22 protein-coding genes and 1 tRNA gene are annotated in these 23,397 nt (G+C 48.1%); 19 read left to right on the forward strand and 4 right to left on the reverse strand.

What is annotated here, in order from left to right; translation table 11 throughout:
* The first annotated feature begins 42 nt into the window (after positions 1-42).
* From cutA to FHC52_RS12810, 6 genes are all read left to right on the forward strand, one after another.
* On the forward strand, positions 43-366 hold the full coding sequence (gene cutA, locus FHC52_RS12785) for a divalent cation tolerance protein CutA (protein ID WP_008502950.1): 324 nt from the start codon (positions 43-45) through the stop codon (positions 364-366).
* Entirely contained in the window at positions 342-2,033 is a 1,692-nt protein-coding gene (locus tag FHC52_RS12790) for a protein-disulfide reductase DsbD (RefSeq protein ID WP_023293470.1), read from the forward strand. Before cutA ends, FHC52_RS12790 begins: the two co-directional genes overlap by 25 nt.
* Positions 2,034-2,082: 49 nt before the next feature.
* Positions 2,083-2,658 (forward strand): transcriptional regulator, encoded by a 576-nt coding sequence (locus FHC52_RS12795; protein ID WP_008502952.1) that lies wholly within the window; start codon positions 2,083-2,085, stop codon positions 2,656-2,658.
* A 127-nt stretch (positions 2,659-2,785) separates the two neighbouring features.
* Positions 2,786-2,861 (forward strand) — tRNA-Phe (locus FHC52_RS12800).
* A 715-nt stretch (positions 2,862-3,576) separates the two neighbouring features.
* Complete coding sequence (locus FHC52_RS12805; protein ID WP_123923329.1) at positions 3,577-4,164, forward strand: hypothetical protein; 588 nt, start codon at positions 3,577-3,579, stop codon at positions 4,162-4,164.
* A 345-nt stretch (positions 4,165-4,509) separates the two neighbouring features.
* A complete protein-coding gene (locus tag FHC52_RS12810; protein WP_045332297.1) occupies positions 4,510-5,694 on the forward strand; it encodes a site-specific integrase in 1,185 nt (394 codons plus the stop codon).
* Between the two features lie 55 nt (positions 5,695-5,749).
* On the opposite strand, the gene FHC52_RS12815 is transcribed toward FHC52_RS12810, so the two are convergent.
* From FHC52_RS12815 to FHC52_RS12825, 3 genes are all read right to left on the reverse strand, one after another.
* A complete protein-coding gene (locus tag FHC52_RS12815; protein ID WP_032165636.1) occupies positions 5,750-6,106 on the reverse strand; it encodes an Arm DNA-binding domain-containing protein in 357 nt (118 codons plus the stop codon).
* 49 nt (positions 6,107-6,155) lie between these two features.
* The gene (locus tag FHC52_RS12820; RefSeq protein WP_063844756.1) at positions 6,156-8,069 is read right to left on the reverse strand and encodes a DUF927 domain-containing protein; all 1,914 of its coding nucleotides are present in this window, start codon (positions 8,067-8,069) and stop codon (positions 6,156-6,158) included.
* An 84-nt stretch (positions 8,070-8,153) separates the two neighbouring features.
* A complete protein-coding gene (locus FHC52_RS12825; protein ID WP_259280425.1) occupies positions 8,154-9,566 on the reverse strand; it encodes a site-specific integrase in 1,413 nt (470 codons plus the stop codon).
* A gap of 494 nt (positions 9,567-10,060) precedes the next feature.
* Between FHC52_RS12825 and FHC52_RS12830 the strand changes: the two genes are divergently transcribed.
* From FHC52_RS12830 to FHC52_RS12890, 13 genes are all read left to right on the forward strand, one after another.
* A complete protein-coding gene (locus tag FHC52_RS12830) occupies positions 10,061-10,414 on the forward strand; it encodes a hypothetical protein (protein WP_023337776.1) in 354 nt (117 codons plus the stop codon).
* Positions 10,407-10,838, forward strand: a complete 432-nt coding sequence (locus FHC52_RS12835) for a hypothetical protein (protein ID WP_023337777.1) — start codon at positions 10,407-10,409, stop codon at positions 10,836-10,838. Before FHC52_RS12830 ends, FHC52_RS12835 begins: the two co-directional genes overlap by 8 nt.
* Positions 10,839-10,885: 47 nt before the next feature.
* Positions 10,886-11,314, forward strand: coding sequence for a DUF2787 family protein (locus FHC52_RS12840; RefSeq protein WP_195207119.1), 429 nt, complete (start codon positions 10,886-10,888; stop codon positions 11,312-11,314).
* A gap of 58 nt (positions 11,315-11,372) precedes the next feature.
* Positions 11,373-11,837, forward strand: coding sequence for a lecithin retinol acyltransferase family protein (locus FHC52_RS12845; protein WP_023337779.1), 465 nt, complete (start codon positions 11,373-11,375; stop codon positions 11,835-11,837).
* A 59-nt stretch (positions 11,838-11,896) separates the two neighbouring features.
* Entirely contained in the window at positions 11,897-12,055 is a 159-nt protein-coding gene (locus FHC52_RS23025) for a DeoR family transcriptional regulator (RefSeq protein WP_227666965.1), read from the forward strand.
* Positions 12,056-12,132: 77 nt separating this feature from the next.
* Positions 12,133-12,516 (forward strand): hypothetical protein, encoded by a 384-nt coding sequence (locus tag FHC52_RS12855; RefSeq protein WP_017382952.1) that lies wholly within the window; start codon positions 12,133-12,135, stop codon positions 12,514-12,516.
* Positions 12,517-12,659: 143 nt separating this feature from the next.
* Positions 12,660-13,409 carry a DUF3944 domain-containing protein gene (locus FHC52_RS12860; protein ID WP_220420104.1) on the forward strand — a complete coding sequence of 250 codons (750 nt, stop codon included), beginning with the start codon at positions 12,660-12,662 and terminating at the stop codon, positions 13,407-13,409.
* 102 nt (positions 13,410-13,511) lie between these two features.
* Positions 13,512-14,225, forward strand: a complete 714-nt coding sequence (locus FHC52_RS12865; protein ID WP_103786974.1) for a YafY family protein — start codon at positions 13,512-13,514, stop codon at positions 14,223-14,225.
* A gap of 58 nt (positions 14,226-14,283) precedes the next feature.
* Positions 14,284-14,595 (forward strand): hypothetical protein, encoded by a 312-nt coding sequence (locus FHC52_RS12870; RefSeq protein WP_023337782.1) that lies wholly within the window; start codon positions 14,284-14,286, stop codon positions 14,593-14,595.
* A gap of 70 nt (positions 14,596-14,665) precedes the next feature.
* Positions 14,666-16,534 carry a DUF262 domain-containing protein gene (locus FHC52_RS12875; protein ID WP_234423093.1) on the forward strand — a complete coding sequence of 623 codons (1,869 nt, stop codon included), beginning with the start codon at positions 14,666-14,668 and terminating at the stop codon, positions 16,532-16,534.
* Between the two features lie 203 nt (positions 16,535-16,737).
* On the forward strand, positions 16,738-18,294 hold the full coding sequence (locus FHC52_RS12880; protein WP_195207118.1) for a type I restriction-modification system subunit M: 1,557 nt from the start codon (positions 16,738-16,740) through the stop codon (positions 18,292-18,294).
* Positions 18,291-19,559 (forward strand): restriction endonuclease subunit S, encoded by a 1,269-nt coding sequence (locus FHC52_RS12885; protein ID WP_220420105.1) that lies wholly within the window; start codon positions 18,291-18,293, stop codon positions 19,557-19,559. Before FHC52_RS12880 ends, FHC52_RS12885 begins: the two co-directional genes overlap by 4 nt.
* A gap of 169 nt (positions 19,560-19,728) precedes the next feature.
* Positions 19,729-22,845, forward strand: coding sequence for an HsdR family type I site-specific deoxyribonuclease (locus FHC52_RS12890; protein WP_182268807.1), 3,117 nt, complete (start codon positions 19,729-19,731; stop codon positions 22,843-22,845).
* A gap of 154 nt (positions 22,846-22,999) precedes the next feature.
* Here FHC52_RS12890 and FHC52_RS12895 read toward each other — a convergent pair.
* A partial coding sequence (locus tag FHC52_RS12895; RefSeq protein ID WP_220420106.1) for a hypothetical protein occupies positions 23,000-23,397 on the reverse strand: 398 nt, incomplete at its 5' end.

Below are 23,397 nucleotides of genomic sequence, written 5' to 3' on the forward strand. Positions count from 1 at the left end.
TGCGTGATATAGTGAAGACTTTCGTGATGAGGAGGTCGACTTGTGAACACGCCTGATGCCGTTGTCGTACTGTGCACCGCCCCTGATGAAGCTTCTGCCCAGGATCTCGCCGCCAAAGTGCTGGCCGAAAAACGGGCAGCCTGCGTCACGCTCCTCCCCGGCGCTACCTCTCTTTACTATTGGGAAGGTAAGCTGGAGCAAGAGTACGAAGTCCAGATGTTGCTTAAAACCAATCTGGCGAATCAGCAGGCACTCCTGGACTGCCTCAAATCTCATCATCCTTACCAAACCCCGGAACTGCTGGTCTTGCCAGTGGTTCATGGCGATAACGACTATCTCTCATGGCTCAACGCTTCCTTACGCTGATCCTGCTGCTTTGCAGCACATCAGTTTTTGCCGGGCTGTTTGACGCGCCCGGCCGTTCGAACTTCATTCCTGCCGATCGGGCGTTTGTTTTCGATTTCCAGCAAAACCAGCACGACCTTACGCTCAACTGGCAGGTGAAAGAGGGCTATTACCTCTATCGCAAGCAGGTGAGCATTACGCCTGCTCAGGCCAGCGTGGGCGCATTACAGATGCCCGCTGGCGAGTGGCATGAAGATGAGTTTTACGGCAAAAGCGAAATCTATCGCCAGCGCCTGAGCGTGCCCGTTACGGTGAACCAGGCGGATAAAGGCGCGACCCTGACGGTGACCTATCAGGGGTGCGCGGATGCCGGATTCTGCTATCCGCCGGAAACAAAGGTGGTTCCGCTTAGTGAGGTGAAAGCGTCGCCCACGATTTCACCTCTTCCTTCAGGCGAGAAGCATGAGGATACCGCTGACCTTCCGTTCTCCGCGCTGTGGGCCTTACTGATTGGCATTGGCATTGCCTTTACCCCCTGCGTGCTGCCGATGTATCCGCTCATCTCTGGCATCGTACTGGGCGGCAAACAGCGCCTTTCCACCGCACGCGCGCTGCTGCTGGCCTTTATTTACGTGCAGGGTATGGCGCTGACCTACACGGCGCTCGGCCTTGTGGTCGCCGCTGCCGGGTTGCAGTTCCAGGCCGCGCTTCAGCACCCGTACGTGCTGATTGGCCTGTCGGCGATATTTATCCTGCTGGCACTGTCGATGTTTGGCCTGTTCACGCTGCAGTTACCGTCAGCTCTGCAAACCCGCTTAACGCTGATGAGCAATCGTCAGCAGGGTGGTTCGGCAGGCGGCGTGTTTATGATGGGGGCCATCGCCGGACTGATTTGCTCCCCTTGCACCACTGCCCCGCTGAGCGCCATCCTGCTCTATATTGCCCAGAGCGGCAATCTGTGGCTCGGCGGCGGTACGTTATACCTTTACGCGCTGGGCATGGGCCTGCCGCTCATTCTGGTCACGGTTTTTGGCAACCGCCTGCTGCCGAAGAGCGGCCCGTGGATGGAGACGGTGAAAACCGCATTTGGTTTTGTGATTCTGGCGCTGCCGGTGTTTCTGCTGGAACGCATTACGGGTGACGTATGGGGCACTCGCCTGTGGGCGATGCTCGGCGTAGCGTTCTTCTCCTGGGCATTTATCGTCAGTCTGGGGGCCAAAAAAGCGTGGATGCGCCTGGTGCAAATTCTCCTGCTCGCCGCCGCGCTGGTGAGCGTGCGTCCTCTGCAGGATTGGGCGTTCGGCTCGCCGGTCGGCCAGACGCAGGCGCATTTGAACTTTATGCAGATTAAGAACGTCGATGAGCTCAACAGCGCGCTTGCGCAGGCGAAGGGCAAACCGGTGATGCTCGATCTCTATGCCGACTGGTGCGTCGCCTGCAAAGAGTTTGAAAAATACACCTTTAGCGATCCACAGGTGCAAAATGCCCTGAAAGAGACGGTTCTGCTCCAGGCGAACGTAACCGCCAATAATGCGCAGGATAAGGCTCTGCTAAAACAGCTTAACGTGCTCGGGCTGCCAACCATTCTGTTCTTCAATCAACAGGGTCAGGAGCAGCCAGAACAGCGTGTAACCGGGTTTATGGATGCAGCGGCATTTAGCGCGCATTTGCGCAATCGCCAACCGTAAACAACACTTTAAACGGAACATACCGTTGGGAATAGCGGAGGAGATAACCGTGCAACGTGAAGACGTACTGGGACAAGCCCTGCAATTACTTGAGATTTATGGGATCGCCAGCACCACGCTTGAGATGGTAGCCGACCGTATCGATTACCCCCTGGATGATCTTAAGCGCTTCTGGCCGGATAAAGAGGCGCTCGTTTATGATGCTCTGCGCTATCTCAGCCAGCAGGTTGATATCTGGCGCAGGCAACTGATGCTGAATGAAGAACTGACTGCGGAACAAAAGCTGCTGGCGCGCTATACCGCCCTGACGGAATGTGTCAGCAACAACCGCTATCCGGGCTGCCTGTTTATTGCGGCCTGTACGTTCTATCCCGATCCCGACCATCCTGTCCATCAGTTGGCGGAGCAGCAAAAACGGGCTGCGCATGACTTCACTCACGAGCTGCTTACCCGTCTTGAAGTGGATGACCCGGCAATGGTGGCGAAACAGATGGAGCTGGTGCTGGAGGGCTGCCTGAGCCGCATGCTGGTGAACCGTAGCCAGGCCGATGTGGATACGGCGCACCGGCTGGCAGAAGATATTCTGCGCTTTGCTCAGTGCCGTATGGGCGGGGCGTTAACGTAAGCGAACCTGTTAAATTTGACGTATTCGACGCGTAAACCATCAGATTGCCGCAAAGTTAAGCAATTGAACAGCTTTTCCCGAAATAATGTTGACGATAAGGCGCGATTGCGGTTTAATGCGCTCCGTTGCCCGGATAGCTCAGTCGGTAGAGCAGGGGATTGAAAATCCCCGTGTCCTTGGTTCGATTCCGAGTCCGGGCACCAATATTCATAAGGCCTCGCTGAAAAGCGGGGCTTTTTCCTTTTCTGGCTACGGTAGATTTCTGGTCGTTGCAACACGTTATTTGTTTGCTGGATTTCTCGCCATTTTCGCAGATGTTCGTTACTTTTAGACACCTCAACACCCTCTGATGTGCCTCTTCCTTACCCCACTGCTACGGTCTTTCTACGGTCCTTTACGGTTCCTTTCTCTAAGATTATTCATAATGAAGCAGAGAATACGGGGGAAATGGGGGATTTCATAATTTACTTTATTTAACAACAGATTACCTGCCATCACCCCCGGGGGAAGACCGGGGAGACTCCTCTTCAGGCAAGGGGGTGAACTCAGCGCCATCAACTCCCCTTGTCAGTCGGGGGTATCCACCACCTCCTCCACCTGTAATATTCGCATTTAAACCTTTCATTTCTTAACATTGCCTGAATCCCCCGCCCTCCACGTCATCATAGAATAATTTATCAGGGGTGATAGTAATTGAGCGAAACGTATTGGAACTTAGACCTTAGGGTCAAATCTGAGCAAAAAGTGGAAGTAAAAAATGATTCTGACCACTGATGGCCTATTTCAAACATCGCTGAGAGCTAATCAACAAGAAGCAGGCCAAAGGGATGAAAATTGATCCAAATACTGGTGTAGAAAAAAGGTATATTAGGTTAGTTTCCTGGCGCTCTCGACCGAATATGAATTAAAGGTAACATCATGGATACACACACACCCTACAACTGCAATGACATAGCCAGAATTGCATTGACTATGCACGGTCACAGCTATTTCTTCTCACTCCGCCGCCATCTCAACATTAACTTTAGCCGGGACTTGAACGGAAGCGGAACACAGGGTTTATTCATCAAAAAACAAAACGTTGATATTGATTTAATTAAGGTAATTTTTAATTATACCGACAACAAAAACGATGATTTCCTCTATGAGGCTGATCTCATCAAAGATCAACGTAAGGACTATGAACCCACAGTTAACAGAGGTAAACACCGGTTCGTTGCCAAACAAATCGAGCTAAATATCGACTGGAACGGTAATGAAATCCAGCAGTGGAGAGCGGATATCGAACGACTAACGAGATCGCACGATAATCTTGAGGACTGGTTAAAAAACGCCTCGGAGATGCTGGTATGTTGCGCCTCTGGATTTTTTTGTCGTCTCCCCACAATCCTTACTTTGAACGACCTTAAGCAGTATGTTGCAATGGGAGTAACTCTAGAAGACCTTAAAACTCGGCTCAAGTGCTCGAAATGTGGTAAACGTGGGTCCAAAGTCACAGTATTTTGATTAATTATCTAAGCAAGACTCGCCATCTCGTCCATAACGACATCGTTAAAAAGAGTGGACTTCAACATGTCAAATTTTAGCAAAGCACGCTCTTTGCCCTTATCACATGTAATTATACCCGACTGAAACACATATTATTTCTGTGAACTCTTCCCCAACGGCAATCTTCCCCTTAAGACCAGAAGCAGACCGTAACGCCTGTTTTTGCTGTATTTCTCGTCTTCATTCATCCCATGTGGCACCAGCATTCCCTTAGCCACACCAGAAAATCAACTCAGCCATTAACAGCGCCGTGCCGGGGATGGGTCAACCCTGACGTTCTTTAAACCAGTCACAGGAGGTTATATGTCCAGCCCGAAACGCTTCCGTTTTACTAATCAGCTCATTAAATCCCTGCCCCCTAACACATCCGATGCACGCAGTACCGATGCCGAATACAGCGACACCGAGATTTCCGGCCTCAAGTGTCTGGTCAGCAGAAGAGAAGGTCGTAAAAAGTTTTTGCTACGCTACCTTTATCATGGACGAAAACGCGCCATCGCCATTGGTCACTGGCCTGAAGTGGACGTCAATCTTGCTCGTCAGATTGCCATAGAACACAAACGTTCCCTTGCCACCGGCACTGACCCTAAGCAGGAGCGTGAAAACAAGAGAATGGAGCTGACGTTCGATGAACTCTTTAATCAGCATTATCTGCCATGGGCAAAATCCGCTAAACGCAGTTGGGGAAAGGATGTTCAGCGCTACCGCGATCATATCCGTCCAGCCATTGGTCAGAGGCTGCTGAGCGATATCACACCAGCCAGCATTCTGCGCCTTCAGCAGACGTTAAGTACTTCCCTGTCAGCGGCTACCTGTAACCGTGTCATCGTACTCATTAAAGCCGTCTTTACATGGGCCGGAAGGCAAAGCATGACCTCTGTTCATCCGGCAAGGGTGGTACAGCTTCTCAGGGAGAACAACGCCCGACAGCGTTATTTTACCGAGGACGAAATTCGTCGTATTTTTCTCTCCGCCGATAACGATACCAGCCCCGTAGCTGCCCGCTATGTCAAACTGCTGTTACTGACCGGCCTTCGTCGTGATGAGCTGCGTCTGGCTAAGTGGGAGCATGTTGACCCGGTTAAACGCACCCTGTGGCTTCCTGAAACCAAGAATGGCTATGGACGGATTGTTCATCTTAATTCACTGGCGATGGACGTAATCAGAACACTGCCAACACAGCGGGGAAATCCGTGGTTGTTTATAGGTAAAAAACAAGGAATGCCGCTGAGTAACCCGGTTAAAGCCTTTCAGCGTATCGTGCGTCGGGCGGGAATTTTCGACAAAGAAGTGTGTATTCATACCTGCCGCCATTCGGTTGCCGCCCTCATCGTGTCCTACGGCGGAACACTGTATGACGTTCAGGCTCAACTGGGGCACCGCAGCAGTCAGTCTTCACAACGGTATGCGCATCTTCATCCTCAGCGCTTACAGAACACCAGTCAGTTACTGGCGGAAAGGATAACGGCTCAGCTACCGTCCTTGTGATAACAGAAAAGCAGAGGCAAGTGCCCCTGCTTTTTTTTTACTGTTCAGCCATCAGTCAGAACGGGATGGCCCCATATTCTTCATCCGGCACCCGGTTATCATCATATCTGTTATAGAGTTCACGAGCACACTCGCGCGCGTCTTTAATAGACATACGAGGGAACCTGCCGAGGGGTTCATAATAGCAGGCCCCTCTAAGCGTATAACGAGCCAGGAATTTAATCTGACCGTTGGCAATGACGGCCCGGAGCGCCGGCTCACTGCCATCGAAGATTTCACGAGAAATGTCGTGATACAGGCACTCCGCCAGTGTGTTAACCAGAGCGTAATCATTGAATGAGGTTTTTTCTTCATTTTCGCTGCTGATAGCGTGAGGAAAACCGTCATAGTACTGGTCTGATTCAAAAATCATACATCACCTTCTATTCGTTGTTATTCAGTCAAAATGGTTTTATTCAGGGTTAAAATTCGGTCATCACATTGCATTTCAGAAACGCTTTTTTGACCTGGTAGTAAGACTGCGCCATCGTCTTCAGCGCTCTTTTTTTATAGTGTCCGGCACTTTCGCCAAGCAGATAACCGGAACGCTCTAACGGTCTGGCCACATCAACGGTCTTAAGTCCCTTTTCAGAACAGAGCTTTTCAAACACCGATTCATAAATCAGGAAGTCGCCGGTTTTGTAATGGACGAATCCCCACATATCTCCCGGGCATCGGGCATGTTCGTCACGCAGGGTGATAAAGTGCCTGCTGCTTTTTGTCACCAGCGTCAGCTGAAGCTCCTCCAGCATGTTACGCACCGGGTTATACTGATTCTGGTTATCATCCAGCCAGCGTCGTGCAGCGGACATAACGGATTCAGCCACCGCATCGCTTTCGAAAGGTAAAAGGCCATATTTCAGCGCCTTCTCTCCTGCCAGCCATACCAGCGCAAATCTTTTCAGTCCGCGCCGCTGAACGCGGGTAATATCACGCCCCTCATCCCTCAGGGCCTCTTCCAGTGCGTTACAGCAATCATCTGTCTGTTCCTGGAGCCAGGATGAAAACTCTGCGTAGGTGCGAAGACCGCCAGCCGTATTTTTCCCGGATAACAGTTTGCCGATAAATGCAGGCCCGGCATGACCATAAGCCTCTGCCAGCCCCGTCTTCAGTGCATCTGCACGGGCACGTGTTTCTGATACCGGTTCATCCGGTTTTTGAGCATCCTCAGGCAACAGTTCCATACTGATGGCCCTGTGCTCCTGCCCTCCCTGTAACACGGCTTTCTGTTCAGCCAGCTTTTCGGAGATTGACATCTCACCGGTGGAGAGAATAAACATGCGCCATTTAAACGGCTCATCTGCCGTCAGGCCACGGTTCAGGCGCTCTTTTGCCGTACCTGACGTAATGTTGTAAAGCAGTGAGGAAAGTTGCTTATGATTACTCGCACCCAGTTCATCGACGCAGGCGACCAGACCGGAATAGTCAGCGAGAAGGCGCTCCATCGCGTTAGGCGTGGTATTCCAGCGAATAATATTTACATTCCCCCCACTACCCGGCTCGCTGCCATCACCATGGACCGATGCAGCCAGCATCAGGAGAAGCGTTTTACCGGTGGTGGATACGCCGTGAAAATGAAACATGCCCACATCCATACCGGCAGGAACCAGAAGCATCGAAGCAAAGGACGCACTCAGCGCAAAGGTCTGCGCCCAGCCATGGACATTTTCCCGGATGAGGTTAATCCACTCCTCCAGAGCCCCACCTTTGTGCAGTCCGGGACGCACGCGGAATCCCGGCAGCAGATAATCAAACCCGGTCAGAGAGGTCACAACGGGCTCATAACCATGTAAAAAGGCCATATCCTCCGAAACGAATCCCATCGCATCTGCCATCAGATAGACAGGCAGCGGTAAACTCCGGCAGCGCTGAAGAAAACGGTCAAAAAGGGCAAACTGCTGTGGAGAGGAGCCAACACAAAATCCACGATCTGCCAGTTTGCCTACTACCTGAGCACCGCTCTGAACAATATCCTCAAAGCGCACCAGGGCCTTAACATACTTACCCAGCCCGTTACCGGTCATCAGGCGAATCCCAAGACTGGACTCCTTATCTTTCCCGCAAAACAGGGCGACAGGCACAACTGGCGTACCGCAAACCAGCACAGGTTTCTGTCCACCGATGTAGAAAAGGCCATCAGCCGTATTCACATAATGCCGTGGCAGCCCATCACTAATACCGAGTGAAGCGATATCATCTTCACCGACTTCAGTCTTTTCAGCACGCCTGATAATTGCCTCCGACATTTTGGTGAAATTTTTATCGCGGTCAGCAAAAACGCGAATACGCTTAATCCCGGAAACCTTAGGAACATTAGTTGTCACTTTTTTATTCATGTGTATTACCATCAAATTACGCCACCGTCAGAAAACGGGTGCATCAGAACCATAGTTAAAAACCATACCGTTGAGTGAAGGTTGTTACCCCATCGCCCGGTTAACGACTTCGTGGTAACGCGCGGGCGAACTGTGCACATATATTTCGGTTACTTTGATAGTGCTGTGACCCAATAAATCTTTGATGGTGTGAATGTCGGCCCCGCTCTCAATGAGCTTTGTCGCAAAGGTATGACGCATCTCATGGATGGTGAACGGTGGAATACCCGCAGCCTCACAAAGTCGTTTTTGCAGGCGACGTGGCTCAGCAACCGGATTGTCGGTTCCCTTGCCCGGAAATACCCAGCCTTCATCACCCAGATGCTGACGCTGTTCTGTCAGAAGAACGAAAGCCTTATCACATACCGGTACACGGCGTAGTTTGCCGTTTTTGGTATGGCGAAGGGTGATAACCTTGCGGCTCCAGTCCACATCTTCAAGACGAAGGTGACGGGTTTCCCCCAGACGCAGCCCCGTCAGGGCAAGGAACATGAGAAGAGTAAGGGCTTCATGATCGGGTTTACCATTACGCCAGCACTCACAGACTTCCATCCAGCGCTGAAGCTGGGAGTCATCCATGGCGCGGCGATCTGACGTCACTTCAGGCAGCGCTTTGATATAAAGCGCCGGAGAACGGCTGATGTATCCCATGCGTATAGCCCAGGTAAACACCGCTTTAATGAGCGCCAGATGGCGGTTGCGGGTGGCAGGCTTGAGATCGAGATTATGCAGATAGCTCAGAATATCTGCCTCCGTCATACCTGCCAGCTTTTTGTCACCGAGAAGAGGGCGCAGGTATTTACGGATCTTAGAAAGGTCGGTGTTAGCTGAACGCTTAACGCCCGTGCTGAGTACGCTTTTCTCATACTCATCCACAAGCTCATTAAACGTCATTTTACTGTGAGTAAGAAAACGCTCACCGTAAGCCTCAACGGCGGTCTTGAGCTCCTGAATTATTTTAAAGGCATGCTCCCTTGCATCTTTAATTGAAATTTCCGGGTAGCCTCCTACGGCAACGTAGATATTCTTTCCGCGAATACTTTTGCGGACAATAAATTTAATGCGACCTGATGGATAGAATATTGCCTTAAGTCCGGTTAACTTCTTATCGCTGGTCTCGATTGTTTGTGCAGCTTGTACTGCACGGATTTTATATTCATCAAAAAGGGCTTTAGTAAAAACACCTCCAGTATTTTTAGGTGCAACCCCTGGATATTCTACAACATCAGATACTCCAGAGTCGGAATACCCCTGAGCTTCCACATCTACATTGAAGGAATTTTTATGAGCAGCTGTGATGCTCTTTTCATCCAGCACTTGCGTTATTTTATTTAAAGGGTAATTAACATTCATAATATGTACATGGTCCTCTGAAAATTCAGATGATAATGAGTAATTTAATATGTCGGCCAACAATGGGATAAGCTTATTTATTCGTGGCATCACTTTCAAGCCCATGAAAAATCAGCTCTTACATGCCCATTGACATTTAATACTCAAGTCAGAAAGACCATGATGATTCATCAGGAGTACTCCTGCTCAGGGAAAAGGGAAAATAGCGTTAAACCCTATAAAAAAATTGTGTTCCGGATGCATCGCCCAAAGTAAGTCAACTTTTGAGGCCCTGAAATAAGAAAATGGTAATAGACCCCACCGATTTTCGACTAAAAAACAACCCAATAAGGCATTTAAAATTAATACCTTTTAAATCAATAGATTAAAGTAATGGTTTTAACAATATGCAGCCCAACTTAAGGGTAATCAACCTTTCCATAATCAAAACCACACTCTATTCATTTTTTATTATTGTGACACTCATCACATTTCACGCCTGCGGGTGCTTTGATTTTGTACATTCACAAAGCTCACCCACACCAACGACTATGACCGTAAAAAACCTCTTTTTATGCACATATTATTTCCATGTAAATCAATTAATTATGGAGATAATCATGTTTAAACTCACGACCCCTACCAGTCTTCCCCTTCTCAACTTGCCCGCCTCCGCACTGGCGGCCCTCAGCAATGAAATTCTTGGCCCCGTAGATGATATCGACCTGTTTACTGCTTTCTGGAACGAAACAAGAACCCTGCTCTGGCATCTCAACCACGACGACACTCTCCCCGAAGACCCGCTGCTGGCAGTGGCACTGGCTAACCCGGAATACGTCACCGCACTTGATGATGGCTGGTATCTCCTGCTCGGTATCGTCTGCGATAACGGACAGGGTATCTATCTGGTGTTCCCGGACACGACCGTTATCACTCAACTCCAGAACCTGATTGAGGCGCTGAACCATGAGTAAGAAAAAAGTCGCTACCGAAGCCGCCGTCACCGAAAGCTATACCGTGTTCTACAGGGGTGAAGCCGAGAAAATCAGTCCATACAGTAAGGGACTGCTGACGTATGAGCTGGGTAAGGAGGATGAAACCGGAAGCCTTGCCCTGCGTTTAACCGCCAATGGCGAAGGGGGCCTGTTCTCCCGTGAATGGATAGCGCTTGATGCGATTCACGCCATTCTGGAACAGCAGCCAGACAGCTTTCCGTCCCGTGTATTTCGCCCACTGTTTGGTCAGGGCAGCACCAATAACGCAGGGTTTCTTGCCGCTGTGCTCAGAAGTCCGGATATCTGCCTTATCGAAGCGGACAGCAGCAGACTCTTTATGCACCGTTGTTATGCCGACTGGCAACATCGTATGACGCAGCTTGCTGCGCTCAGTCAGGACTAATCCTCACTTTTTCTGTGTTCCGTTAATCCAAAATCAGGATATTCACTATGTCATCACCCGCAATATTGCAGGGCAGCTATGTGCTGCCTGTCTCCCGGTCATTCACCCAAATGCTTCTGGATATCGTCGCGCAAAAACCGCCTCATCGTCACCCCATCACCGGATTAACCATTAACTTTCGTGACCCTGAATACTCACCGGAAACGGGCGGCTGGCATCCGGTCGAAATACGCCTCACCTCTGCCGGAGAAGACTGGCAGCTCGATTACGTCACCGATTTTCACTATGCAGGGCATCCATGGCCTGAGCTTGAAAAAGATGTCGATGTGAGCTGGACGCAACAATACACGTGGCTTTCCCGTTGTGGCGATATCTCTCATGTCGACGCCCGTGAGTTCTGGTCGCTATGGGAAAGTAACTTTATGGCTTACCACGATATGGGGGTTTTCACGGTCCGTACGTTGTGGGAAAGCTGAGTGTTCACAACGTTTCCCCCGCATCCCCCCTCTCCCCCGTAGTAAGGAACTGAATGTTATGTACCGGCTTCTGCTGCTGAACTTCGTGGATTCATTTATCGATAACTGCATTCTCTCCTGCGTCGATGAACCGGCTTACGGTGGTATCGTGCAGTGCGAACTGCTTTTTGGCCTTGCCGCACACAGCGGTATCTATGTGGGTAACGGCGATATTGTTCATCTTGATGGCGATGGAACCGTTATCAAAAGTAAGGCTAAAGGGTTTCTTGACCGGCTCGATGGCTGGAACTCCGCTATCTCGGTGTATACCGACTGTATGGATTTGACGCCTCAGGGTTGTGCGCGGGCCGCTGAACGGGCAAAGGCGGCAGTGGGTCAGCGCTATCCTTATAGCCTGCTCGACTTTAACTGCCACCGGTTTACTGCCCGCTGCGTTACCGGCGATTCGTGCCCTGATATCTGGCTTGCCAGACACCTCGATTCTTTTCAGAAAGGGGACCGATGGCGCGTATGGCAACGATGAAAGCCAGCCGTTGCAGGCAACGTGTCACCGGACAGGGAGAACGGCTTATCCGGCTGACCATGGCGCTGTTTTACGGTCAGACAATATCTGTTCGCTACATCATCCGGCAGTTTGACGTATCTCCCCGGACCGCAAGACGGGACCTCGCTCAACTGGCCTTTGTGCTGGAATCTGCTGGACCTCACCGCTGGCGACTGGCTCCCTCGCTGAAACCCTGACTTTTTTATCTGCCGGTCATCTCCTGACCGCTCCGTATGGCAGGCTGTCTCCGCTTTTCAATCCATAAGGGAACATGATGAAAATTTTAAAACTGTTAACCGCCACAATTCTGCTTTCCGCCTTCAGCCACAGCGCGTTCGCCGACGAGCAGGCTGACGCTCAGATGATAACCAACTCGACCTTCTGCGCGATGTACTCCACCCGCCTGACCCAGACCAGTGACAGCGGCCTTCAGGTAAAAGGCGTTAATCTCAATGCCCGCTTCAACGGACCGGTATTCAACCGGGTACTTCAGGTGATGAACAAAACCTATGGCAGAACCTGGCTCGAATCAAATGCCCGTAACGGCAGCATGACCGCCATGCAGCTTTCGCAGTCGGAGCTGCTCTATAACCCGGAATATGCCCGGCAGTGCGATGCCTTTGCGGATAAAGTGGAAAAGGAATGGCGCGGAAAGTAATCCCGACGCGTTATACCTCCATCCGGTGAACAGAAACCTGCTTTCGGGCAGGTTTTTTTTTACTTTTTTGTTTTTCAGGCGGACAAACCCTGTCCGGGGGCTTCCTTAAACTGTCAGGTCCAATATCTGCAATGAGGTGAAATATGGCTACCTACCGACACGACCCCGACCTTGAGTTTCTGCGCCACTGTCATCGTGACGATCTGGATTTACTGGTTTCAGTGCTTATCTACGATCCGAAAGACGGACTGGCACGCATCACGGAAACGCTGACCTATGATCCTCAGTATAAAAAACACAAGCCCAACCACCCGCGCTACTGGGATGCCATTGCCGCCGAGGTTCAGACGTTTGGGGCGAACAGCTTTGCCACGCTGCTCCGCTGGGGTAAAGGGGTGCTGTACCGGGAAATTCTTACCGATGCCTGCGATAAAATGACGGTGAACTACAACAGCAAATCCAGTGTTGAAACCATTGAAATGAATCTGCTGATGAAGATTCTGGAGAAAAGTCTTGAGAAGATGACGCCCGACCAGCTAAAGACTGTGGCGGAAGAATTGCAGACAGGCTACAGCAATCCCACACCGGAGCTGCTGACCATGGCAATCCAGGCGGGGATAAAAACATCCGGGTTTGCGGCCTATCAGATGGCACTTGTTGTCACAAATGGTGTGGCGAAAGCCCTGTTAGGCAGAGGGCTGACCGTTGCAGGAAATGCCATGCTGACGCGTACCATGGGCGCTTTTGCCGGTCCCGTGGGCTGGGTGCTCAGTTCTCTCTGGCTGCTGATTGATTTAGCCGGTCCCGCATACCGGGTGACGCTACCATCCTGCATTTTTATTGCCTACATGCGCCAGAAGCATCTTTATTCACCTGAGAATACTGACGTTTAGCACTTACATTTAAGGTATTCAGACTTTAAAAAACTTCAGAAGGCGGACAAATCCTGTCCGCTACTGCTGGCATTATTTCCCGGCTAAATTCGGAAATGATGTATGACGCTGATAACACAAGAAAACGAACATGACAGACTGGCAACCCGCCTTTCCATCATCCTGAGCCGTTTGTTTCAGGGTGAAAAGCTGCATATCGGGACGCTGGCAGAGGAATTTGGAGTGACGACGCGAACGCTGCGACGGGATTTCAACGTCCGTCTGACGTACCTTGATATTGAACAGAGCAACGGCGTGTATCAGCTTGCTTCGCATTACTTTCGTCGCCGCACGGAACGGGATATGAAGATACTGGCGAGACTGCTGCATCTTGACCGTCTGTTACCCGCGATGGACGCCAAACTGCTGAGCCTGATGCTTGACGGGGAACGCCCCTCGCCCTACAGGATTATGCTTCCGGAGCCGCGCCAGAAACCCACGCTCTTTGGTGATTTCAGCAGACTAACGCTCGCCATACTTAACCAGACCCAGGTGCGTATCAGAACCGACGAAAACGTCAGCCATACCGTTCATCCCTACCGTCTGCTTTGCAGCCATGCGGAGTGGTTTCTTGCCGGATGTACGTCATCGGGCGTGTTCGTTATTTCCCTGTCCCGAATCAGGCTGGTTGAGGTATTACCGGATACAACGTTTGAGATCGATAACACACTCATTTCGCTGATTGAACAGTCTGACTTTATGGAAGCCTTACCCTACATGAACATTATTCATCAGATAATGCATTACGGGAGTAAACAGACGAATAATCGTAATTAAAATCACAACATATTATTAGTGATGATTAAATCACATTAACATGATAAGTGAGAAAGTTATGATTATCGATAAAGAATACGCACTTGTAGATGCAACAGCAAGACTTAACACTGACCTGAGGGATTATGAATATGAAATAAACAACGCCGCCATCATAACATTTGGCAATGACCTCATTGAGGTAATCGTATATCAGTTCAGCTTTGTCATCAGCATCAGGGCAGAGGGTGAAAAAATAAAGCACGGCCTACTTGTTAACTTCGGTAAAAATATAGCAAGACAGGTTTCATCACTTTGTGCATCCGCAATGCGAGTCTACCCGAATGAAAAACACAAACCGAGCCGTCAGCTTTTCCATTGCATAAATTAGTTTGTGCAAAGACTGTACTACCGACACGCAATAAATTAAAATAGGCCAGCTAATATAACATATGAGGTTTATGATGGCTGGCCAGTATGAAAAAGCAATAACGATAAAACAAGCGATAGATTCAATTAATTTACGCCACTATCTTCTGCCTGCAATTCAGAGGAAGTTCGTCTGGAGCAGCAGTCAGATATGTCTGCTGTTTGATTCCATCATGCGAGACTACCCGATAAACTCTTTCATGATGTGGGATATCCGTAGTGCCAGTATTAAAAACGATTACAAATTCTATGAATTCCTGAAAGAATACTGTCAGCGATTTAATGAAGAAAACCCCTGCGTAGCAACAAATGCTGGATTTCATGATTTCAAGGCGGTGATTGATGGTCAGCAACGTCTCACATCATTATATATTGGATTGTGTGGAACGTATGCGTATAAACAGCCCCGGGTGTGGTGGCCTTCGGCACAGGATGATCGCATCCTGCCGCCAAGAAAGCTTTACGTCGATTTAACAGCGCCACTTAATTCAGACGATGAGCTCATGATGAAGTATAACTTCAGGTTCCTCACCGACAAGCAATACGCTGATTCACTTACAGACAACAAACATCACTGGTTCTGCCTGCACGAAATATTCAAATACGAGCAACATGATTCTCCGGATGATATTTTATTTAACGTTGTCGTACCAGAACTCGAAAAAAGAGGACTCATTTCCAGTGAATTTTCCAGAAAAACTCTGCTTAAACTTTATACCAAGATAAGAACTGAGAATCTTATCCACTACTTCAATGAGAGCAGTCAGGACATTGATCATGTGCTGGATGTTTTCATCCGCACGAACAGCGGGGGGACAAAACTTGAGTTCTCCGACTTACTGATGTCAATAGCGGTAGCGCACTGGCAGGGTGATTTCAGAAGAGAACTGGATGAACTGACAAAAAACATTTATCAGAATAATGAAATGGGGTTTTATATTGAAAGAGACTGGTTCTTAAAAACCAGCCTGATGCTTATTGACTCTGACGTCCGGTTCAAAGTAAAAAACTTCACTTCAGAGGAGGTCGGTAAGATACAACAACAATGGTCTGAAATAAAATCCTGCATCAAGGAGACTTTTATTCTTATCAGGCGATTCGGCATCAATCCACAGTCTTTGATATCTAAAAATGCAGTCATTCCTGTGGTCTACTGGCTTTACAAAAAGCAAACCAGTGGACATCCATTATATACAACGATTAATCTCCTGAATAAAAACCACAATGAACGCTCAGTAATTAGCCAGTGGTTTTACATGGTACTTCTGAAAGGGATCTTTGGAAGCCAGGCAGATGCGCTACTCACGAGTATCAGAGATGTAATGAAAAATAGTCTATCAGATATTCACTTCCCTCTTGAGAAGATTATTGACAGATATAAAGGCTCGAATAAGGACCTCAGATTTGACGACGAATACATCGAAAGCCTTCTCAATATCAGATATGGCGAAGGTCGTTGCCGCGCACTATTGCATCTTCTGTTCCCTGAAATGAATCCAACCGAGGTGTTTCATATTGATCACCTTCACCCAAGAAATCACTTCTCAAAGAAATATCTTGAAAAATTAGATTATGTTGCGAACTCACCAGAGAACCTCAGCTTTTATGAAAACCCGGAACACTGGGACACCATACCTAATCTTCATTTACTGAACCATTCTCAGAATATAAGTAAACAGGATACTTCCCTGAAACAATGGCTATCTCAGCCATCAAACAACTATTCGCCATCAATGCTGTTAGTTTCAGATGAAAATATTGAGTTCAGTCGCTTCCCGGAATTCTACAATGAACGAAGAAACGCCCTGAAGCAAAGACTACTGAATCGGGTATTTCTTACAACAAAAATAGATTCATCACCATCCACAATGGATACGGATGAAGAAATTCTCACCGACTGAACGTTCAGCCCCGATGGTATTGGGGCTTCAGTATTTATCGTCAGCGCAACGTTTCTACTGGCCTGGCTGAAAGAGCGCTGCCTACACAACCGGGCAAACGAACTCTCAGTGCAACGTATGACATACAAAGCCTGTCATCAATATGAAATTGCGATAAAATCGGGCCAATAACAGTACTTAAGAATCATACAACAGGATACAAAATGACAAGCCTTCAGCAGCGTGCAGAGCTACACCGCCAAATCTGGGCCATTGCCAATGATGTCAGAGGCTCCGTAGATGGATGGGATTTTAAACAGTATGTACTCGGTGCCCTTTTCTACCGCTTCATCAGTGAGAATTTTTCCAGCTACATGGAAGCAGGGGATGAGAGCATACATTATGCAGCACTTGATGACAGCATCATTACCGATGACATCAAAGACGATGCCATCAGGACTAAAGGCTATTTCATCTACCCGAGCCAGCTGTTCTGCAACGTTGCCGCTAAAGCGAACACCAACGACAGGCTGAATGCTGATTTAAACAGTATCTTCGTCGCTATAGAAAGCTCTGCCTACGGCTACCCGTCGGAGGCCGACATCAAAGGCCTGTTCGCCGATTTCGATACGACCAGCAATCGACTGGGTAACACAGTTAAAGACAAAAACAGCCGTCTTGCCGCGGTTCTGAAAGGCGTTGAAGGGCTTAACCTGGGGAATTTTAACGAGCACCAGATTGACCTGTTTGGTGATGCCTACGAGTTCCTGATTTCTAACTATGCGGCAAATGCCGGTAAGTCTGGAGGGGAGTTCTTCACACCTCAGCACGTCTCTAAGCTGATTGCTCAGCTTGCGATGCACGGTCAGACTCACGTCAACAAAATCTATGACCCTGCCGCAGGTTCTGGCTCACTGCTGCTTCAGGCGAAGAAGCACTTTGATAACCATATCATTGAAGAAGGTTTTTATGGTCAGGAGATAAATCATACAACCTTTAACCTGGCGCGTATGAACATGTTCCTGCACAACATCAACTACGACAAATTTGATATCAGACTGGGAAATACTCTGACTGAGCCTCACTTTGGCGATGAAAAACCGTTTGATGCGATTGTCTCTAACCCGCCGTACTCGGTTAAGTGGATTGGTAGTGACGACCCTACACTGATTAACGATGAACGTTTTGCTCCTGCTGGCGTACTGGCCCCGAAATCAAAAGCTGACTTTGCGTTTGTGCTACATGCACTAAACTACCTGTCAGCTAAAGGGCGTGCAGCAATAGTTTGCTTCCCCGGTATTTTCTACCGTGGCGGAGCAGAGCAGAAAATCCGCCAGTACCTGGTCGACAACAACTATGTTGAAACGGTGATTTCTCTGGCACCAAATCTGTTCTTCGGCACCACCATTGCCGTTAACATACTAGTGTTGTCCAAGCACAAAACAGATACCCGCGTTCAGTTTATTGACGCCAGCGGGTTGTTTAAGAAAGAAAACAATAACAATATCCTGACTGATGGTCATATTAAGCAGATTATGGATGTGTTCAACAGTAAGGCAGATACTGACCATCTGGCGAAAACGGTGCCATTAGAGACTGTTGCTGGTAATGACTACAATCTGTCTGTCAGTAGCTACGTCGAAGCAAAAGATACCCGTGAAATCGTCGATATCACCGAACTGAATGTTGAGCTTAAAACCACGGTCAGCAAAATCGACCAGTTACGCAAAGACATTGATGCGATTGTGGCAGAAATTGAAGGCTACGAGGCGCAGGCATGAGTAAGCTAAATTATCTGGAAAAACTGCTGGAGGGGATTGAGGTTGAGTGGTTCCCTCTCGGTAAGGTTGCAAAAAAAATTTATTCTGGTGGCACCCCTGATACTAAAAAAACAGAATATTGGGAGCATGGAACTATCCCCTGGATGAGTTCAGGTGAAGTAAATTTAAAAACCATCAAAGAAACTGAGACATTCATTACTGAGGATGGATTAAATAACTCAAGTGCTAAATTTGTTCCTGAAAATTCCATTGTTATGGCATTAGCAGGTCAGGGTAAAACTCGTGGTAAAGTAGCAAGAACCCGCATTAAATTAACCACCAATCAATCACTTGCAGCCATTACATTTGATGAGCGGAAGATCAATTCAGATTATATTTTCCACTTTTTGGAAACCCAGTATGATAATCTACGTCAGATATCATCTGGGAACAGCGGGCGTGGTGGGCTGAATCTTCAAATGATTTCAGCATATAAAGCCCCCATTCCTTGCCCGGGCGATCCAGAAAAGTCTCTTGCTATCCAGTCCGAAATCGTGCGGATTCTGGATAAATTTACCGAGCTTACCGCAGAGCTTACCGCAGAGCTTACCCTGCGAAAAAAACAGTACAACTACTATCGCAACCAGTTGCTAAGTTTTGAGGAGGGGGCCGCACCTTTCTATCCTCTGGGACAAAAAGAGGTTGGTGAATTTATTCGAGGAGGTAGCTTTCAGAAAAAAGACTTCACTAAATCAGGCGTTGGTTGTATCCATTATGGACAAATTTTTACTCATTATGGAACATATGCAAATAAAACAAAAACATTTGTATCTGAATCTCTTGCACAAAAGTGCCGCAAAGCTAAAACTGGTAACTTAGTGATTGCCACCACTAGTGAAAATGATGATGACGTGTGCAAAGCCGTTGCATGGTTAGGAACAGAGGATATTGCAGTAAGCAGTGATGCTTGTATTTACAGACATAACCTGAACCCGAAGTATGTTTCTTATTTCTTTCAAACAGAAAGTTTTCAATCTCAAAAAAGACAATACATTACTGGCACTAAAGTAAGGCGAGTCAATGCTGACAATTTAGCTAAAATATTAATTCCAGTACCATCGCAAGAAGAACAAACTCGTATTGTCGATATATTGGATAAATTCGATCTCCTAACCAGTTCCATTAGTCAGGGCCTTCCCCGCGAAATCGAGCTGCGCCAGAAACAGTACGAATACTATCGTGACTTGCTGTTCAGCTTCCCGAGACCAGAAACCGCCAGCAACTGACGGACCATTGATACCGGCAGGGTTTGTTCTCACCCGCCCGGTATCAGGCTTTACGAATGCCGGAAGATGTTAGGGTATGCTTTCACCCGCCCGGTATCAGGCTTTAGGAATACCGGGAGATGCTTCTGATACCCTTCCGGACTTTGCCAGATGACGCACAGGATGCACCATGACACAACAGACACACACCATTGCTGAATCCAATAACTTTATCGTCCTTGATAAATACACCAAAGTTCTGGAGACCGGTGACAGCTACCAGAGCGAATCGGACCTTGAGCGGGAACTGATTCAGGACCTTCTTAATCAGGGTTATGAGTTTATCTCCGTTAAGTCACCGACAGCGATGCTGGCGAATGTGCGGGACCAGCTTCAGCGTCTTAATGGTGTGGTGTTTAACGAAAGTGAATGGCGGCGTTTCGCAGAGCAGTATCTCGACAGCCCCAGTGACAGTAGCCTGGACAAAACCCGTAAAATTCATATCGACTATATCTGTGATTTTACGTTTGATGATGGTCGTCTGGAAAACATCTATCTGATAGATAAAAAGAACCTGCTGCGCAATAAGGTGCAGGTCATTCAGCAGTTTGAACAGACCGGCTCACACGCTAACCGTTATGACGTCACCATTCTGGTTAACGGCCTGCCACTGGTGCAAATCGAACTCAAAAAGCGCGGCGTGGCGATTCGTGAAGCCTTTAACCAGATACACCGTTACAGCAAGGAAAGCTTTAACAGCGACAACTCCCTGTTTAAATACCTGCAACTGTTTGTGATATCTAACGGAACCGATACCCGGTACTTTGCCAGTACCACTAAGCGGGATAAAAACAGCTTTGATTTCACCATGAACTGGGCGAAGTCGGATAACACTCTGATTAAGGACCTGAAGGACTTTACCGCCACTTTCTTCCAGAAGCATACCCTGCTGAATGTTCTGTTTAATTACAGCGTGTTTGACAGCAGCCAGACGCTGCTGGTCATGCGTCCCTATCAGATTGCTGCCACTGAGCGAATCCTCTGGAAAATTAACAGCTCATTTAAAATGAAGAACTGGTCAAAACCCGAAAGCGGCGGGTTTATCTGGCATACCACCGGGTCAGGTAAAACCCTGACCAGCTTTAAGGCCGCACGACTGGCAACCGAGCTGGACTTTATTGATAAAGTCTTCTTCGTGGTCGACAGGAAAGACCTCGATTACCAGACCATGAAGGAGTATCAGCGCTTCTCTCCGGACAGTGTGAATGGTTCGGATAATACAGCAGGCCTCAGAAGAAACCTGGATAAGGACGATAACAAAATCATCGTCACAACCATTCAGAAACTCAATAACCTGATGAAAGCCGAAGCTGACCTGCCCGTCTATCAACAGCAGGTGGTGTTTATCTTTGATGAGTGTCACCGCAGCCAGTTTGGTGAGGCCCAGAAAAACCTCAAAAAGAAATTCAGACGCTTCTATCAGTTTGGTTTTACTGGTACGCCTATTTTCCCGGAAAATGCACTGGGGGCAGAAACCACCGCCAGCGTCTTCGGGCGTGAATTACATTCTTACGTAATTACTGATGCGATTCGTGATGAAAAAGTGCTGAAGTTTAAGGTGGACTATAACGATGTCCGCCCACAGTTTAAGTCTCTTGAAACGGAAACTGATGAGAAAAAACTCAGCGCGGCTGAAAACCAACAGGCATTTTTGCACCCCCTGCGTATCCAGGAAATAACGCAATACATTATCAATAACTTCCGGCAGAAAACACACCGAACCTTCCCGGGAGCTAAGGGCTTTAACGCCATGTTAGCAGTTAGCAGCGTGGAAGCGGCAAAAGCTTATTACACGACGTTTAAAATGCTACAGGAAGAAGCGGAGAAGAAATCTGGCAGCTATAAACGCCTTCGGGTTGCAACCATCTTCTCCTTTGCTGCAAATGAAGAGCAAAGCGCCATTGGTGATATTACTGACGAAAGCTTTGATACCAGCGCAATGAACAGCAGCGCGAAGGAATTCCTGGATTCAGCCATTGATGACTATAACAACCACTTTAAAACCAATTTCAGTACCGACAGTAACGGCTTCCAGAACTACTACCGCGATTTAGCTCAACGAGTGAAAAATCAGGATATCGACCTTCTCATCGTGGTGGGAATGTTCTTAACCGGCTTTGATGCCCCGACGCTTAACACTCTTTTCGTTGACAAAAACCTCCGTTATCACGGCCTGATGCAGGCATTTTCCCGCACAAACCGTATCTATGATGCCACCAAAACCTTCGGCAATATCGTGACGTTCAGGGACCTGGAGCGTCCGACCATTGATGCCATCACACTTTTTGGCGACAAAAACACCAAGAATGTGGTACTGGAAAAAAGCTACGAAGAGTACATGCAGGGCTTTACCGATGCGGCAACCGGTGAGGCTAAACGAGGTTTTATGGCTGTTGTTTCGGAGCTGGAGCAGCGCTTCCCTGACCCTGCCAGTATCGACAGTGAAAAAGAGAAAAAAGCCTTCGTCAAACTGTTTGGTGAATATCTGCGGGCAGAAAACATCCTGCAAAACTATGATGAATTTGCCACGCTGAAAGCCCTGCAGAAGGTTGATATTAGTGACCCGGAAGCGGTAGAAACCTTTAAAGCAGAGCACTATGTGGATGATGAAAAATTTGCTGAATTACAAACCATTCGTCTCCCGGCAGAACGTAAAGTTCAGGACTATCGCTCAGCATACAATGATATCCGGGACTGGCAGCGACGCGAAAAAGCAGCAAACGACAGGGATAAATCAACCACAGACTGGGATGACGTGGTGTTTGAAATTGACCTGCTGAAGTCGCAGGAAATTAACCTGGACTACATCCTTGGTCTGATTTTCGACCACAATCGTCAGAAAAAAGGTAAAGAAGCCCTGACTGAAGAGGTCAGACGCTTAATCCGCTCAAGTCTGGGCAACCGTGCCAAAGAAGGTCTGATTGTTGACTTTATTCAGCAAACTAACCTTGATGACATGCCGGACAAGGCCAGTATCATTGATGCATTCTTTACCTATGCTCAGCGTGAACAGCAACGGGAAGCAGAGGCGTTGATTAAGGAAGAAAACCTCAATGAAGAGGCTGCAAGGCGCTATATCCGCACATCACTAAAACGGGAATATGCTACCGAAAATGGGACGGAGTTAAACGAGACGCTACCAAAGCTCAGTCCGTTGAATCCTCAGTACAAAACGAAAAAGCAGACTGTATTCCAGAAAATTGGGGCGTTTATCGAAAAATTTAAAGGGGTTGGTGGACACCTCTAGTAGCCAGATAAAAGAACAATGCGCCACCGCAATTTATAGGTAAGATTGTATCTTTTAAACTGCGTCAGACCTGTATGATCGATGAAGCGCTGGTTAATGTTAATGCTAACTGGATGAATTTTTAACGCACATTCAAACAATTAGCGTCCAGAACTCACAGAAACCACTGCTTGATTTTGGATGGTAAAGTACTGAATAGATGTATCACAGGAGAATACTTATGAGCGTAACTATAAAAGACGATCGACTCAGGACTATCGCGACCTTTGATGGCAAGACCTTGAAAGATGATCGACTGAGGACCATCGCGACGTTTGATGGTAAAGCCCTGAAAGACGACCGACTCCGCACCATCGCTACCTTTGACGGTAAAACCCTGAAAGACGACCGACTCCGCACCATCGCAACATTTGATGGGAAGACCTTGAAAGACGATCTGACCTGCTCCCCGTTGATTAGTACACCCCGATGTTAGTAATGTCTTCATTAGCCACATGAGGACATCCCCATGAAGAAGCGTTTTTCCGATGAACAGATCATCAGTATTCTCCG

Origin of the sequence: Enterobacter sp. EC_64 (genome assembly GCF_019584165.1) — a bacterium.
Classification (GTDB): Bacteria; Pseudomonadota; Gammaproteobacteria; order Enterobacterales; family Enterobacteriaceae; genus Enterobacter; species Enterobacter roggenkampii.

Bases quoted from the DNA above. Each gene is read 5' to 3' on its own strand.
- FHC52_RS12885 (WP_220420105.1), top strand. From the start codon at position 18,291: ATGAGTAAGCTAAATTATCTGGAAAAACTGCTGGAGGGGATTGAGGTT.
- FHC52_RS12810 (WP_045332297.1), top strand. From the start codon at position 4,510: ATGTCCAGCCCGAAACGCTTCCGTTTTACTAATCAGCTCATTAAATCC.
- FHC52_RS23025 (WP_227666965.1), top strand. From the start codon at position 11,897: ATGGCGCTGTTTTACGGTCAGACAATATCTGTTCGCTACATCATCCGG.
- FHC52_RS12835 (WP_023337777.1), top strand. From the start codon at position 10,407: ATGAGTAAGAAAAAAGTCGCTACCGAAGCCGCCGTCACCGAAAGCTAT.
- FHC52_RS12805 (WP_123923329.1), top strand. From the start codon at position 3,577: ATGGATACACACACACCCTACAACTGCAATGACATAGCCAGAATTGCA.
- FHC52_RS12890 (WP_182268807.1), top strand. From the start codon at position 19,729: ATGACACAACAGACACACACCATTGCTGAATCCAATAACTTTATCGTC.
- FHC52_RS12820 (WP_063844756.1), bottom strand. From the start codon at position 8,069: ATGAATAAAAAAGTGACAACTAATGTTCCTAAGGTTTCCGGGATTAAG.
- FHC52_RS12865 (WP_103786974.1), top strand. From the start codon at position 13,512: ATGACGCTGATAACACAAGAAAACGAACATGACAGACTGGCAACCCGC.
- FHC52_RS12860 (WP_220420104.1), top strand. From the start codon at position 12,660: ATGGCTACCTACCGACACGACCCCGACCTTGAGTTTCTGCGCCACTGT.
- FHC52_RS12840 (WP_195207119.1), top strand. From the start codon at position 10,886: ATGTCATCACCCGCAATATTGCAGGGCAGCTATGTGCTGCCTGTCTCC.
- FHC52_RS12870 (WP_023337782.1), top strand. From the start codon at position 14,284: ATGATTATCGATAAAGAATACGCACTTGTAGATGCAACAGCAAGACTT.
- FHC52_RS12830 (WP_023337776.1), top strand. From the start codon at position 10,061: ATGTTTAAACTCACGACCCCTACCAGTCTTCCCCTTCTCAACTTGCCC.
- FHC52_RS12855 (WP_017382952.1), top strand. From the start codon at position 12,133: ATGAAAATTTTAAAACTGTTAACCGCCACAATTCTGCTTTCCGCCTTC.
- FHC52_RS12825 (WP_259280425.1), bottom strand. From the start codon at position 9,566: ATGGGCTTGAAAGTGATGCCACGAATAAATAAGCTTATCCCATTGTTG.
- FHC52_RS12845 (WP_023337779.1), top strand. From the start codon at position 11,373: ATGTACCGGCTTCTGCTGCTGAACTTCGTGGATTCATTTATCGATAAC.
- FHC52_RS12880 (WP_195207118.1), top strand. From the start codon at position 16,738: ATGACAAGCCTTCAGCAGCGTGCAGAGCTACACCGCCAAATCTGGGCC.
- FHC52_RS12790 (WP_023293470.1), top strand. From the start codon at position 342: ATGGCTCAACGCTTCCTTACGCTGATCCTGCTGCTTTGCAGCACATCA.
- FHC52_RS12875 (WP_234423093.1), top strand. From the start codon at position 14,666: ATGATGGCTGGCCAGTATGAAAAAGCAATAACGATAAAACAAGCGATA.
- FHC52_RS12815 (WP_032165636.1), bottom strand. From the start codon at position 6,106: ATGATTTTTGAATCAGACCAGTACTATGACGGTTTTCCTCACGCTATC.